Origin of the sequence: Streptomyces sp. NPDC058274 (genome assembly GCF_042881375.1) — a bacterium.
GTDB lineage: Bacteria > Actinomycetota > Actinomycetes > Streptomycetales > Streptomycetaceae > Streptomyces.
Genome location: NZ_JBHVXW010000004.1, coordinates 439164 through 453814 on the forward strand (window position 1 = coordinate 439164; position 14651 = coordinate 453814).

The following is a 14651-nucleotide window of genomic DNA, read 5'->3' on the forward strand; positions in this document are numbered from 1 at the left end:
ACGAGCCGTCGGACCCGACAGAACCCGCAGCCCCGTCACAGCCGACCGCCCCAACAGAGCCGACAAGGCCCGCGAGGATGCCATGAGCAGCACGACCGCCATCACCAACATCGCCAGTCTGGTCACCAACGACCCCTCCCTCGGTGACAATTCCCCCCTCGGTCTGATCCACGACGCGGCCGTCGTCATCGACGGCGACCGGGTCGCGTGGATCGGTGAATCAAGCAAAGCACCCGCCACTGACAACCGGGTCGACGCCGAGGGCCGGGCGGTGATCCCGGGCTTCGTGGACTCCCACTCGCACCTCGTCTTCGCGGGCGACCGCACCGAGGAGTTCAACGCCCGGATGTCCGGCCGCGGTTACACGGCGGGCGGCATCCGTACGACGGTCGCGGCGACCCGGGCCGCGAGCGACGAGGACCTGGAGCGCAACCTCACCCGCTATCTGCGCGAGGCGCTCCGCCAGGGCACGACGACCTTCGAGACCAAGTCCGGCTACGGCCTGACCGTCGAGGACGAGGCCCGCGCCCTGCGCATCGCCGCCCGCCACACCGACGAGGTGACCTACCTGGGCGCGCACATCGTCTCGCCCGACTTCGCCGACGACCCCGCCGCGTACGTGGCCCTCGTCACCGGCGAGATGCTCGACGCCTGCGCGCCGCACGCCCGTTGGATCGACGTGTTCTGCGAGAAGGGCGCCTTCGACGGCGATCAGGCCCGCGCGATCCTCACGGCGGGCAGGGCCAAGGGCCTGCACCCGCGCATCCACGCCAACCAGCTGTCGTACGGACCGGGCGTGCAGCTCGCCGTCGAGCTGGACGCGGCGAGCGCCGACCACTGCACACACCTCACGGACGCGGACGTCGACGCCCTCGCCCAGGGCAGCACGGTCGCCACGCTCCTCCCGGGGGCCGAGTTCTCCACCCGCGCCGAGTGGCCGGACGCCCGCCGCCTCCTGGACGCGGGCGCGACGGTCGCCCTGTCCACCGACTGCAACCCGGGCTCGTCCTTCACGTCCTCGGTCCCCTTCTGCATCGCCCTCGCCGTCCGCGACATGGGGATGACACCGGACGAGGCTCTCTGGTCGGCCACGGCCGGCGGCGCCGCGGCCCTGCGCCGGGACGACGTCGGCCGCCTCGTCCCCGGCGCCTACGCGGACCTGGCACTCCTCGACGCGCCGAGCCACGTACACCTGGCCTACCGGCCCGGAGTCCCGCTGGTCGCGGACGTGTGGCGGCGGGGGGTGCGGCAGCCCGGGACGTGAGCCCGCGTCACGCGCGTCCCGCCTGCCACCGCTGGTTGTCGCGGTCCCACGCCTGGGTCAGGAACAGGCTGTCGCCGTACGGGGTGACCGCGTGGTCCGGGGCGATGGCCGGGCGGATCAGCCCGCGGTCGTCCACCTGGAACATCAGGTTCCTGCCGTTAGAGCTGTACACGGCCTGGCACTCCCAGATCCCGACGCCCCGGTCCGTGGAGCCGCGGCTGTCGAGGCAGTAGTCGGGGTCGGCCGCGGACTGGAGGACTCCGCGGCGGGTGTCGACGCGCCAGCGCTGGGTGCGGGACGAGGTGCAGCGGACGGTGATGACGTCGGTGCCCAGGTCCAGCACGCCGTCGCGGATGTCCAGGCACAGGCCCGAGTCCACGTTGACCACCTGGGCGTAGGTGCCGTTCGGGGGGTGCGGCGGGGTGCGGGTGGGCTTCGGCTTCGGCTTCGGTTTCGGCTTCGGGGGAGTGGGGCGCGCCGTCTTCGAGGGCGTCGAAGTCCTCGTGGGCTTCGGGGACTTGGCCGTGTGCTCGGGCGAGGGGGTCGTGGACACGGTGGCGGTGACCGTCACCGCCGGCAGCGGCAGGGGCGTACTCACGGCACTGGCCGTACGGGCCGGCTCCGGTCCACCCGAGAACAGCAGGTACGCCAGCAGCGGGGCCAGGGCGACGCCGAGTGCGGCTGAGGCCAGCGCGTAGCGGCGCGAGGGCCACCGGGCCCAGCCGGCCACCGCGCCGGCGGCGGATCGCCGGCCCGCCCGGGCGTCCATGACGTACGCCGCACCGGCCCAGGGCAGCAGGCCCTCCGCCAGCGCGGTGCGCGGGGTGCTGCGCAGGGCGGCCTGCTCCTCGTAGGCCTCGCCGCAGTGCGCGCAGCGCGCCATGTGGGCGTCCAGGTCGGCGCTGCGGCGGGGGCTCTCCGGGCGGACCGCCTGCTCGATCAGCCGCCGGAAGTCCTGGCAGCGCGGGTCCCCGGAACGGGCGAGGCGGGTCTTCAGGCAGGAGTGGCGCAGCGCCTGGAGAGCCGGCTCCTTCCCGTACGTCACGTCCGCGCGGGTGAACCCGAGGAAGCCGGCGGTCCTGTCGTCCGGTTCCTCGTCCACGACGGCGTACCAGACCAGGCCCTGGACGCGGGCCGGCAGCGCGTGGAAGGCGTCCAGCATCGGTGGGACCAGGACGTCGGGGCCGCCGCTGCCGTCGATGCCGTAGGAGCCGAAGGGGTCGCCGGCGTGGTGCGCGGCGGCGGGCAGCAGGGCGCGCTGCGGAGGGCCGAAGCCGGGGGGACCGTCGAGGTCGTCCAGGTCGTCCAGGTCGTCGAAGCCGGCCGGATCCGCCGCCGCACCGAACCGGCGCAGGCCCGTCGGTCCCGGGTGACCCGACTCACGGAGCCGGGCGCACAGTCCCGGGTCGAGCCGGGTGGCCCGCTCGTCCGCCGCCCAGGACACGGCCGCGCGGCCCGTCAGCAGCAGGAGCTGGTGGCGCCACGGCCCGCGCGGGTCGATCCCGCGCGCCGCGTCACGGGCCGCGAGCGCGAACGCCTGCGCGGTCAGCTGCCGCGCCGCGGGCTCGTCCACGGTGTACAGCCGGGCATGGGCGAGGACGGCGGACCGGTGCCGGACGCGGAGCTCGCGCAGCGCCGGATACGCCGTCGAGGTGTCCGCCCGCAGCAGCTCGGTGAGCCGTGCGTCGGACGCCGCGGTGTGCATCCCGCTCCCGCTCCCGCCCCCGGCATCGGCCTCGTCGTCGTCGGTCCGGCCGGCCCGAGCCATGTCCGCCTCCTCGCACCCTGTCCAACTCCCCGCCGGAGCCTGTGCGTACCGGTGGGTATGGGGGTGCCCATGGTGGTGGAGGGCTCCCTGCGAGAAAAGGGGTTTCCACGGGTAACCGCGCCCGATGCAAAGCTGTGACTAGTCCCACAGTCGACCGGCTCCGGCACGGGCGCTCATACCGGCCGGATTCGCCGGACGAGGGCTCGAACGCTGCCGCGTACGCCGCCGCGTCCGGCGCCCGCGCAACGGCAGGGGACTCTCCGGCCGAGGCCCGGAACACCGAGGTGTCCGGCGCCCGAACAGCGGCCCGGGGCTCCCCGGCCGAGGCCCGGCACACCGCCGCGTCCGGCGCCCGCACACCCGCATGGGACTCCCCGGCCGAAGCCCCCGAAAACGCCACGCGTCCGGCGCCCCAACAGCGGGCACCGGACGCGATCGACGGCTTGGGTGACGACGGTCTCGGCGACTTCGACGGTCTCGACGACTTCGGCGGCCTCGGCGGGCAGCGGTCCGGGGGACCAGGGCCCAACCCGTCACTCCTCGACGGTCAGACCCTTCCGCAGCCGTACCAGCGTCCGCGACAGCAGCCGGGAGACGTGCATCTGGGAGATGCCGAGCTCCTCGCCGATCTCGGACTGGGTCAGGCCGGCGACGAAGCGCAGGGACAGGATCTGCCGGTCCCGGGACGGGAGTTCGGCGATCAGCGGCTTCAACGACTCGACGTACTCGATGCCTTCGAGCCCGTGGTCCTCGTAACCGATGCGGTCCGCGAGCGCGCCCTCGGAGTCGTCCTCCTCGGGCTGGGCGTCCAGCGAACTGGCGGTGTAGGCGTTCGAGGCGGCCATGCCTTCGACGACCTCGTCCTTGGTGATGCCCAGGCGCTCCGCCAGCTCTCCCACCGTCGGAGCGCGGTCGAGCTGCTGGGCGAGTTCGTCGCCCGCCTTGGCCAGGTCGAGGCGGAGTTCCTGAAGCCGGCGCGGGACGCGTACCGACCACGAGGTGTCGCGGAAGAAGCGCTTGATCTCACCCATGATGGTTGGCATCGCGAAGGTCGGGAACTCGACTCCCCGACTCAGTTCGAAACGGTCGATGGCCTTGATCAGACCGATGGTGCCGACCTGGATGATGTCCTCCATCGGCTCACTGCGGGAGCGGAACCGGGAGGCGGCGAACTTGACCAGGGCGAGGTTGAGTTCGACGAGGGTGTTGCGGACGTACGAGTATTCGTACGTGCCTTCCTCGAGGGACTCCAGCCGCTCGAAGAGTGTCTTGGACAGGGCCCGTGCATCAACCGGCCCCACCTTCTCGTACGGAGGGATCTCCGGAAGGCCGGCGAGCCCGTCGCACTCCACAGGAGACTCGGACAGGGGCCCGCTCTCCGGACTGACCGGAGGGGGTGTCGACGTCGCCCTCTGGGTATGCGATTCGTCGAGCCGGGGTGACATGATGTCCTCCATCGTTCTCGGCATATGGCCGCCGATGCCTATACGTGCACTGCGGTGTGCGGCGCCTCCAAAGCCGGCCGTGTCGATTAGGTGTCCCTACTAGCCCTACCCGGTTTCGCAACACCGCCGCAAGTGCGTTTCATTGCGAAATGTCCATTTTGGGGTGGTTGTTCGGGTGTCGGGGTGCGTGGGGAAGGCGTAATGTTCGAGTGCATCAAGCAACAGCCACGACGGTCGGGAGAGAGACGGCATGGACCGCGGGACGGTCGGCAGCGCACAGTCGGGCCGGCTTCTTGTCGAAGTGCGAGAAGAGGGCACGAGCGCCGTCGTGACGCCGGCAGGTGAGTTGGATCACCACACCGCCGATCTGCTGCGCGAGCCGCTCGAGGAGTGCCTCGCCAAGGGCTTCGCACGCCTGGTGGTGGACTGCTCACGCCTGGAGTTCTGCGACTCCACCGGCCTCAATGTGCTGCTCGGTGCGCGACTGAAGGCCGAGGCCGCCGGGGGCGGGGTGCACCTGGCAGGCATGCTGCCGGTGGTCGCGAGGGTCTTCGAGATCACCGGGGCGGAGGCGGTCTTCACCGTCCACGAGACGCTGGACGCCGCCCTGGCCGACCAGGCGGACTAGCTTGACCAGCCCTTCTGCGTCAAAGATGGGCCCCGGATGCCCCTGTGTGACGGTCGCGTTCTCCGCGTCACAGGTTCCGTGCCGAACAAGTGGGTGTTCGGACGGATCGGTCGGGCAGGAGACATCCTGAATATGTTGGCACCACGTATGTCGGCAGCCCGCGGGGCGGTCGCGCCGTTGATCGAAACGTACTGAGACCGAGTCTTGAATCATGAACTGGTGAATCGGTGAGGTGAAGCGCTGATGAGCACCACCCGGCCTTACTCGCCGGGCGACCGCGGCCCGGAGCCGGGCGCAGGCGGCGCTTCCGGGGCGTCCGAAGCGGGTGCGGCCGTGCCCTCGACAGGCCGCCACGCCCGCAGGCTGACCTTTGACGACGACAGTGGAGTCGTCCCGCTCGCCCGGGACTTCGCCCGTCAGGCGCTCTATGCTTGGGGCTGGCTCCCGGCCGACTCCGCCGATCGGCGGGCCGCCGCAGAGGACGTCCTGCTGGTCGTGTCCGAACTCGTCACCAACGCCTGTCTGCACGCGGGGGGCCCGCACGAGCTGCGGATCGCCTGCGACAACAAGGTGCTGCGGATCGAGGTCTCCGACCGCGGCACCGGCCAGCCGGCCCCGCGCACTCCGCATCGCGCCGGGCGGCCCGGCGGGCACGGGATGTTCATCGTGCAGCGGCTGTGCCTGGACTGGGGAGTCGTACGGACCCAGGACGTCGCGGGCAAGACCGTCTGGGCCGAGCTGGGGGCACCTGCCTGACGCGCCGGCCGTCCGCCCGGCAGCGACGGCGCGGACGGCGGCGACGGGCGTCCGCCAGGCACCGGCAGGGTGTTACCCGCGGTTCGAATCCCCCTTGAAGCGTCGCCTCGTGCGCGTCGGATCTCCTCAGATCCGGCGCGCACTTTGTCTTCCCTCTCCAAGTCCCCGGGCGTACTTTGAGCGCCCAATCTGATGTGCCGTCAGAAATTTCGGCGACGAGGGGACTCGAGGTGTCGTACCGGATGTACCAGAAACGAACCGCCGCGCTCGCGTTCGCCGCGGCCCTGGCCGGCTCGGCGGTGCTGATGGCCGCCCCCGCCGCCCAGGCCGACGTGGTGGACGTCAACTACCAGTGCAAGACGCCGATCGGGGACAAGAGCGCCGTCTCGCCCATCGACATCAAGGGCGTCAAGAGCGGCAGCGGCTACCAGCTCACCATGTCCTTCCAGAAGGGCGTCTCCTCCAGCCCGGTCGAGCTCGGCAAGGGCGCCATGAACCCCAGCGCCGTCATCAAGCTGGGCGGCGCGGAAAGCGGCACGGTGGCGGTGAAGGGTCCGGCCAACGCGGCCGCCATCCCCGCCAACACCCCCATCAAAATCAGTGACTTGACGGGCACGTACACGCCCGGGAAGAGCGGCAAGGTCACCTTCACCGCGGGCGTGCTCACCATCAAGGCGCTCGGCACGACCACGACGTGCACCCCCGGGAACAGCCCCAAGCCCTCGCTGACCCTCGACGTCACGGCCGCGGGCGGCGGTTCGGCTCCCAGCGACCAGGCACAGACCGGTTCCGGCTCCGGCGAGCTGCCGCAGACCGGCCCCGAGGACTCGGCGATCGCCCTCGGCACGCTCGGCGGCACGGTGCTGCTCGCGGGTGCGGCCGGCGCGCTGTGGCTGACGCGCAGGCATCAGGCGGTACGCCGCTGACGTCTCGTACGCCGACCAGGAGCCGCCGATGCCGTACGCCCCCGCCTGCGCCCGTGTCCTCTGTCTCGCCGCCCTGACGCTGGCGGCCGCCGCGCCGCCGGCCGCGGCGGGCGAGAGCTGGTCCGCCGTGCCGGCCGCGTCCGGCGCGGACGGCCGGCCGTACGTCTACGCGGAGGGCGAGCCGGGCACCGTGCTGCAGGACACGGTGTCCGTGCTGAACCCGGGCGCGCAGCCGCTCACCGTCCGGCTGCGGGGCGCCGACGCCGACAACACGGCCGGCGGCGGCTTCACCGTCCGCGAGCGGGCGACGGACACCGGCGCGTGGATCGGCTTCGCCGGGACCGAGGGCAAACGCCGGGTGCCGGTGAGGACGGTCTCGGTGCGAGTCCCCGCGCACACCCGCGCCGACGTCCCCTTCACCATGAGCGTCCCGGCGGGCGCGGTGCCCGGGGACCATCCCGGCGCGATCCTGGCGAGCGGCGGCGGCCGGTCCTCGGCGGTCCGCGTCCAGCTGCGGGTCGGCGGCCCGACGCTGTCCGCGCTCACCGTCGAACACGTCACGGTGTCCGGCGGCCGCATCTCCTACGAGCTGGTCAACCGCGGCAACACCGTCCTCGTGCCGCGGCTCACGGTCCACGCGGGCGGCGTCTTCGGCACCGTCCTGGACCGTGCCCCGCGCACCCTCCCCGTGGAACTGCTGCCGGGCCGCCGGATCACGCTGCGCGAACCGTGGCCCGACACCCCGGCGCTGGACTCGGTCGACGTACGGCTGACCGTGACGGCGGCGGGCGGGGCACGCGACACGGCGTCCGCGTCGGCGCGCTTCGTGCCCCGGGCACCCCTGGCGGGAGCCGGCGCCGGCCTCGTGGCCCTCGCCGCCCTGTTCGCCGTACGACGGCGCAGGCGTCCCGCGCCTGTCGGTGAACCCTCCGAACAGCCGCGTACGGAAGTCGAGTTGACGGGAGCGGCGACGTGCCGCGCTCTCCCGGGGGACAACCCCCGGACCCCCGGCCAAAGAAGCAGGCCGAACGGCGTGCCCGAGACGTCCCTGCGAGGTGGATTTCAGTGAAGTCGCGGATTCCGGCGTGGGTTGCGATGCTCGCCATCGTCCTGCTGCCCCTGTCCGCCGCACCCGCGGCGGCGGCGGACAAGCCCGGCGTGAAACTGTCCAAGTCCCAGGCGGGCACCGGCGGTTCGATCACCGTGACCGGCAGCGGCTGGGGCTCGAAGCGGCTGCTGATGATGCTGATCTGCGGCCAGTCCGTGCCCAGCAGGGGCGTGATCGGTGGCACCAACTCCTGCGCCAACGCGGACGGCCGGGCCGTCACCACGGACGCGAAGGGCACCTTCAGCAAGAAGCTGCCCGTCGCCGAACCGCCCAGGCCGTGCCCGTGCGTGGTGCACGTCGCCACGGTCACCGGCGAGAAGGCGGCGGCGGACGCCATCTTCATGGTCGCCGGCCACTCGGTCGAGCCGCTGCCGCCGGAGGAGACCGGCGGGCGGCTCTCCGTGCTGACGGACACCCGGCTCAACGGCTCGAGCGGCCTGCTGACCTGGTTCGGCGCACCGCCCTCGCGCAGCTTCGCCTTCACCGTCGGCAACACCGGCACGTCCGCGATCAAGAACCCGGTCTTCCAGGTCGGCACCGCCCACGGCGTGTTCGCCCCGCAGTGGGAGGAGCAGCAGTGGCGCGGCACGATCGCGCCCGGCAAGAAGGCGCGGATCAGCCTGCCGGTGGAGCTCTCCGCCGGGGCGCACGGCGACTACTCGGTCTCCCTGAAGTACGGCGGGAAGGTGCTCGCCGAGCAGCCGTGGGGCGTCGGCCGCCCCTGGGGCGTCACCCTCTTCTGGCTGCTGCTGTGCGTCGTCGTGCCGGCGGCCGTGTTCCGGATCGGCATGGCCCTGGTGGAGCGGGTACGGCCGCGCAGGCCGGGGCGCGGCGGCCGGCACCGCGGGCTGCGGCTGCCCGAACTGACCGTACGACTGCCCAAGTCGATCACCCCCGCGACCTCGTCCCCGGCCCCGTCCGCGCGGGCCCGGACGTCCACGACTCCGACTCTGCCGTGGTTCACCCCGGACAGCGATCCGGGCACCCCGGCGGCCGGTCAGCTCTCCGCACCGCAAGAGAACAGCCCCACGACGAAGGGAAACACGTGAGCACGCAACGGAGAGTTCTGCCGGCGGGCGGCCGGAGAGCGGCGGGAAGCGGTGCGGGGGGCCGGCGAACGGGCGCGGCCGGGGCCGCGCTGATGCTCGCCGGCGCGGGCATCCTGCTGGGAGTGGCCGCGGCGCCGGCCCAGGCCGCCGAGGTGTCGTACGCGACCGAGTGCATTCCGCCCGCGATCTCGGGTCTGCCCCCGGTCCAGGGCACCTCGAAGGTGGAGATCACGGCGCAGGCCGAGGCGAAGGTCGGCGACGAGGTGACGATCACGTGGAAGTTCGTCCAGGGTGCCTCCAAGAATCCGGACATCCTCGACCTGGAGAAGGACACGGTCAAACCGACCGGCACCCTCAAGGCGGCCGGCGCGCAGACGGCCGACATCGCGATGGAGGGGCCGCGCACCAACCCGCCGATCCCCAAGAACAGCGACATGAAGCTGTCCGACATGACCGGCAAGCTCAAGCTGACGACGGCGGGCGAGGTGACGCTGACACCGGACGCGTACAACGTCAACGTCAGCAAGCCGCTGTCGACCGACACGAAGTGCTCCCCGAAGGAGACGGTGAAGTCCGCGGCGACCATCAAGGTGACCGCGGGCGGGGCGAGTTCGGGCGGCGGGACGGGCGGCACGCCCACGGTGAGCCCGACCGTGCCGACGGGCTCGCCGTCGCCGACGGCCAGTGCGAGCGGCTCCGGGGGGAGTGACACGGGCGGCTCCACCGGCGGCGGTGGCCAGACGGACTTCACCGGCAAGGAGGTCTCCGTGGCCTACGCCTGCAAGACGCCCATCGGCGACAAGAACGCCACGTCTCCCGTGCAGATCAACGCCAGGAAGAACGGCGGGAGTTTCGACCTCACCGTCGAGTTCAAGAAGTCCGTGATGGACAGCCCGGCCGACATCCCCGCGGACTCGGTGAAGCCCTCGATGGAGGTCGCCCTGGGCGGCGCGGACAAGGGCACGGTCCATGTCGAGGGGCCCACCAACGCCAAGGCGATCAAGTCGGGCGACCCGATCGAGATCCCGGACCTGACCGGCACCTACAAGCCGGGCGCCAACGGTGAGTCCACCCTCTCGCCGGGTGTCCTGACGGTGCAGGCCCTGGGGACGACGACCACCTGCACCCCGGAGAAGGCCGAGGTCTCCCTGACCCTCGACACCACGGAACAGGCCAGTGGCGCATCGGGCGGCGGCTCCTCGGGCGGCGGCTCCACCACCTCCGGCGGTACGTCGTCCAGCGGCGGCCTCGCCGAGACGGGCGCCGAGAGCCACAGCGCCCTCAAGGCCCTGGGCCTGGTCGCGGGCACGGTCGTCCTCCTCGGCGGAGCGATCTTCACGTTCCTGCCGAGCCGGCGTATGCGCTGAGGCGACGGGCCGGCCGGCCCCGCGAACGCCGGAGGGCCGCCGCACCGATCCGGTGCGGCGGCCCTCCGTTCACGGTCCGGGCCGTGGGTGCGTCAGCGGACGTCGCCCATCAGCTGCTTGACCTTCTTGCGGTACATCCACACCGCGACACCGGCGACCGCGGCGAGCGTGGCCTCCAGGGTGACGATGCCCGTCTTGTTCAGGTCGACCCCGGCGATGGAGAGCAGGCTGGTGGTGGCGTCACCGGCGGTGACGGCCAGGAACCAGACACCCATCATCTGCGAGGCGTACTTCGCGGGCGCCATCTTCGTCGTCAGCGACAGGCCGACCGGGGACACGGTCAGCTCACCGACGGTCTGCACGAAGTAGATCGCGACCAGCCACATCGCGGCCGCCTTGTGACCGCCCTCGGCGATCGTCAGCGGGGCGAGGAAGAGGAAGAACGAGGCGCCGACGAGGATCAGACCCGAAGCGAACTTCACGGCCGTGCTCGGCTCCTTGCCGCGCCGGTTCAGCGACAGCCACAGCCACGCGAACACCGGCGCCAGGGCCATGATCATGACCGGGTTGACCGACTGGTACCAGGAGACCGGGAACGTCCAGCCGAAGACACTGTTCTCCGCCGACCCCTCGGCGAACAGCGACAGGGTCGAACCGCCCTGGTCGTAGATCATCCAGAACACGGCCGCGGCCACGAAGAACCAGATGTACGCCGACATCTTCGACTGCTCGACGCGGTCCAGTTCCTTGTCCCGCTTGATCCGCGCGATCACCATGATCGGGATGATCAGACCGGCGAGCGTGATCGGGACCAGCAGCCAGTTCAGCGTGTAGTGGCCGGAGAAGCCGACGATCGCGTAGAACACGATCGCGACGCCCGCCCACAGCGCGGACTTGCGCAGCGTGGCGGTCTTCTCCTCGGCGGACAGCGGCGTCGGGACGACGCTGGAGCGTGCGCTGAGGTGACGGCCGCCGAGCAGGAACTGGGCCAGACCCAGCGCCATGCCGAGTGCGGCGAGGGCGAAGCCGAGGTGCCAGTTGACGTTCTCACCGACGGTGCCGATGACCAGCGGGGCGACGAAGGCACCGAGGTTGATGCCGATGTAGAAGAGCGTGAAGCCACCGTCGCGGCGCGGGTCGTCCGGGCCGTTGTAGAGGTGGCCGACCATCGTCGAGATGTTGGCCTTCAGCAGACCGGAACCGATCGCGACCAGACCGAGGCCGCCGTAGAAGGTGCCGGAGGACGGCAGGGCCAGCGTGAGGTGGCCCAGCATGATGACGAGGCCCGCGACGGCGACCGTCTTGCGGGGGCCGAGGATGCGGTCCGCGACCCAGCCGCCCGGCAGGGCGAGCAGGTACACCAGGGACAGGTAGACCGAGTAGATCGCGGTCGCGGTCGCCGCACTGAGGTGCAGGCCACCCGGAGCGACGAGGTACAGCGGGAGCAGTGCCCTCATGCCGTAGTAGGAGAAACGCTCCCACATCTCGGTCATGAAGAGAGTGGCCAGTCCGCGGGGGTGGCCGAAGAAGGACTTCTCGGAACCGGGGGTGCCCGGAGTGACCGAGTCCTTCGTCAGGCTGGACGCCATGGTCGTTCCTTGCTGGTCGGGGCGGGCTGCCCTGGGGGTCCCCGGGCTCGGGCGGGGCCGAGAGTCTGGGGGAGCATGCGCGCCCGGTGGGGGCGGCCGGCACCGGCGGGGTTTCTCCGTCCACCCCACGCCCACGGGGAGTCCACTCCGGGTCACGAAGCGGCGGACGGCGACCACCGGGATCCACGCCCCTTCACGCATCGGCGCGCTCGGGGCCCGGCCACAGGTCATTCCTTTCAAGGCTGGCGAACACCAGCCCGCACACAAAAGAGACCTTCAGCATCGAACTGGCGCCAAAGGTCCCCGTGTGGTGCTACAGGCGTCTGGTCACCATACGACATGGCAATGCCGCATATGGAAGGACTTGAGACATGGATCACAGGTGAGAATGGAACCGCGTACACCCATTCGAAGGTGCTTATCAGGATCGCATCCCACAGCCGCAGGCCCGACGGGTCCCTGCGCGTCCACAGTGGAGCCGTACCCCCTCCACCATGCGGCCTCGCCGCGGCCGCCGGCGCCACCCGTGCCCTCCACGGCGACTGCCGCACGACACATCCACGGCGGCGACACGGCATGTGCACGGAGCGGGGTGCGGTCGTACCGCGGTCGCCGCGCCAGGCGGCCCCGGCGGGAGCGCGGCGGCCCGGCTCCCGCCGAAGGTAAGAATCATGCGCGCCGATCAGGCAACAGCTCTTGTCCCAGGCGGACTACCATCACCTCATGACCCGTGTACTGCTCGCCGAGGACGATGCGTCCATCTCGGAGCCGCTGGCCCGCGCCCTGCGCCGGGAGGGGTACGAGGTGGAGGTGCGCGAGGACGGACCGACCGCGCTCGACGCCGGCATCCAGGGCGGCATCGACCTGTGCGTCCTGGACCTGGGCCTGCCCGGCATGGACGGCCTGGAGGTGGCCAGGCGGCTGCGCGCCGAAGGCCACACCGTCCCCATCCTCATCCTGACCGCGCGCGCCGACGAGGTGGACACCGTCGTCGGCCTGGACGCGGGCGCCGACGACTACGTCACCAAGCCGTTCCGGCTCGCCGAACTGCTCGCCCGCGTCCGGGCCCTGCTCCGGCGCGGCGCCGCGGAGCCGCAGCAGCCGCCCGCCACGCACGGCGTGCGGATCGACGTCGAGTCGCACCGCGCGTGGATGGGCGACGAGGAACTCCAGCTCACGGCAAAGGAGTTCGACCTGCTGCGCGTCCTCGTACGGGACGCGGGCCGGGTCGTCACCCGCGACCAGCTGATGCGCGAGGTCTGGGACACCACCTGGTGGTCGTCCACCAAGACCCTCGACATGCACATCTCCTGGCTGCGCAAGAAGCTGGGCGACGACGCGGCGAACCCCCGCTACATCGCGACGGTACGAGGAGTGGGCTTCCGCTTCGAGAAGAGCTGAACCCCCTCCGCCGCCCCCACAGGTAACGAGACATGCGCCGCCGACTCATCCAGTCCACGCTCGCCGTCGTGCTCGTGGTGATCGCCGTCTTCGGTGTGTCCCTCGTCATCGTCGAGACCCGCACGATCAGCACCAGCGCGCAGGAGCGCGTGGACTCCGAGGCGCAGCGGCTCGCCAGCATCGTCGACAGCCGCATCCTCGGGGACGAGCGGATCAGCCCGGAGATCCTCAAGGACCAGGTCGCGGACGACCGGTACGCCGTGATCAGGATCCCCGGCAGGGCGGCGATCGAGGTCGGCACCGAGCCGACCGGCGACGTCATCCGCTCCAAGTCGGCCAGGGGTGAGCAGGGCGAGACGGTCCTCGTCGAGGAGCCGCGCTCGTCGGTCACCCGCGAGGTCGGCCGTACGCTCCTGATCATCGCCGCGGTCGCGCTGCTCGCCGTGATCGCCGCCGTCCTCCTCGCCGTACGGCAGGCCAACCGTCTCGCCTCGCCGCTGACCGACCTCGCGGAAACCGCGGAACGGCTCGGCTCCGGCGACCCCCGCCCCCGCCACAAGCGCTACGGCGTCCCGGAGCTGGACCGGGTCGCGGACGTGCTGGACAGCAGCGCCGAGCGGATCGCGCGCATGCTCACCGCCGAGCGCCGCCTCGCCGCCGACGCCTCCCACCAGCTCCGTACGCCGCTGACAGCCCTCTCCATGCGGCTGGAGGAGATCACCCTCACCGACGACCCGGACACGGTGAAGGAGGAGGCGACGATCGCGCTGACGCAGGTCGAGCGGCTCACGGACGTCGTCGAGCGGCTGCTCACCAACGCCCGCGACCCGCGGACCGGCTCCGCCGTCTCCTTCGACCTCGACGAGGTCATCCAGCAGCAGCTCGCCGAGTGGCGCCCCGCCTACCGCGGTGTGGGCCGCGCCATCGTCAGCTCCGGGAAGCAGCACCTGCGGGCGGTCGGCACCCCGGGCGCGGTCGCCCAGGTCCTCGCGGCCCTCATCGAGAACTCCCTGATGCACGGCGGGGGCACCGTCGCCCTGCGCACCCGCGTCACCGGCAACCAGGCCGTCGTCGAGGTCACGGACGAGGGCCCCGGCGTCCCGGCCGACCTGGGCGCGCGGATCTTCGAGCGCACCATCAGCGGCCGCAACTCGACGGGCATCGGGCTGGCCGTCGCCCGCGACCTCGCCGAGGCCGACGGCGGCCGCCTGGAGATGCTCCAGGCCCAGCCCCCGGTCTTCGGGCTCTTCCTGTCCCGTACGCCGCTGAAGAAGCCGTCAGCGAGCCAGGAGGAGGAGCCGACGGTCCGCTAGACCCCGGCCCCGCCGCCGTTCCGTTGGTGGACGGGAC

General features: G+C 71.7%; 12 protein-coding genes. 9 read left to right on the plus strand and 3 right to left on the minus strand.

Going from position 1 to position 14651, the window contains the following annotated elements; translation table 11 throughout:
* Positions 1–82 precede the first annotated feature (82 nt).
* Positions 83–1264: an imidazolonepropionase gene (hutI, locus tag ACFVYF_RS11810; RefSeq protein WP_389454576.1), complete on the plus strand. Its 1182-nt coding sequence runs from the start codon at positions 83–85 to the stop codon at positions 1262–1264.
* A 7-nt stretch (positions 1265–1271) separates the two neighbouring features.
* On the opposite strand, the gene ACFVYF_RS11815 is transcribed toward hutI, so the two are convergent.
* Entirely contained in the window at positions 1272–2969 is a 1698-nt protein-coding gene (locus tag ACFVYF_RS11815) for a ricin-type beta-trefoil lectin domain protein (protein WP_389454733.1), read from the minus strand.
* Positions 2970–3565: 596 nt separating this feature from the next.
* Positions 3566–4477 (minus strand): RNA polymerase sigma factor SigF, encoded by a 912-nt coding sequence (locus ACFVYF_RS11820; RefSeq protein ID WP_389454735.1) that lies wholly within the window; start codon positions 4475–4477, stop codon positions 3566–3568.
* Between the two features lie 250 nt (positions 4478–4727).
* Here ACFVYF_RS11820 and ACFVYF_RS11825 point away from each other — a divergent pair, with 250 nt between their 5' ends.
* The 6 genes from ACFVYF_RS11825 (at position 4728) to ACFVYF_RS11850 (ending at position 10311) form a co-directional block, all read left to right on the plus strand.
* Positions 4728–5105: an STAS domain-containing protein gene (locus ACFVYF_RS11825; RefSeq protein WP_389454579.1), complete on the plus strand. Its 378-nt coding sequence runs from the start codon at positions 4728–4730 to the stop codon at positions 5103–5105.
* A gap of 243 nt (positions 5106–5348) precedes the next feature.
* Positions 5349–5861 carry an ATP-binding protein gene (locus ACFVYF_RS11830; protein ID WP_389454582.1) on the plus strand — a complete coding sequence of 171 codons (513 nt, stop codon included), beginning with the start codon at positions 5349–5351 and terminating at the stop codon, positions 5859–5861.
* A 242-nt stretch (positions 5862–6103) separates the two neighbouring features.
* Positions 6104–6787 (plus strand): LPXTG cell wall anchor domain-containing protein, encoded by a 684-nt coding sequence (locus ACFVYF_RS11835; RefSeq protein WP_389454585.1) that lies wholly within the window; start codon positions 6104–6106, stop codon positions 6785–6787.
* A gap of 28 nt (positions 6788–6815) precedes the next feature.
* Entirely contained in the window at positions 6816–7856 is a 1041-nt protein-coding gene (locus tag ACFVYF_RS11840) for a hypothetical protein (RefSeq protein WP_389454588.1), read from the plus strand.
* Positions 7857–7882: 26 nt separating this feature from the next.
* Positions 7883–8944, plus strand: a complete 1062-nt coding sequence (locus ACFVYF_RS11845) for a hypothetical protein (protein ID WP_389454737.1) — start codon at positions 7883–7885, stop codon at positions 8942–8944.
* A gap of 92 nt (positions 8945–9036) precedes the next feature.
* The gene (locus ACFVYF_RS11850) at positions 9037–10311 is read left to right on the plus strand and encodes a hypothetical protein (protein WP_389454739.1); all 1275 of its coding nucleotides are present in this window, start codon (positions 9037–9039) and stop codon (positions 10309–10311) included.
* 92 nt (positions 10312–10403) lie between these two features.
* Here the strand turns inward: ACFVYF_RS11850 and ACFVYF_RS11855 are convergent, their stop codons facing one another.
* Positions 10404–11900, minus strand: a complete 1497-nt coding sequence (locus ACFVYF_RS11855) for an oligopeptide:H+ symporter (RefSeq protein WP_389454591.1) — start codon at positions 11898–11900, stop codon at positions 10404–10406.
* A 723-nt stretch (positions 11901–12623) separates the two neighbouring features.
* On the opposite strand from ACFVYF_RS11855, the gene ACFVYF_RS11860 reads away from it, so the two are divergent.
* Positions 12624–13301, plus strand: a complete 678-nt coding sequence (locus ACFVYF_RS11860; RefSeq protein WP_037748267.1) for a response regulator transcription factor — start codon at positions 12624–12626, stop codon at positions 13299–13301.
* Between the two features lie 32 nt (positions 13302–13333).
* Positions 13334–14614 (plus strand): ATP-binding protein, encoded by a 1281-nt coding sequence (locus ACFVYF_RS11865; RefSeq protein ID WP_389454594.1) that lies wholly within the window; start codon positions 13334–13336, stop codon positions 14612–14614.
* Positions 14615–14651: the final 37 nt, after the last annotated feature.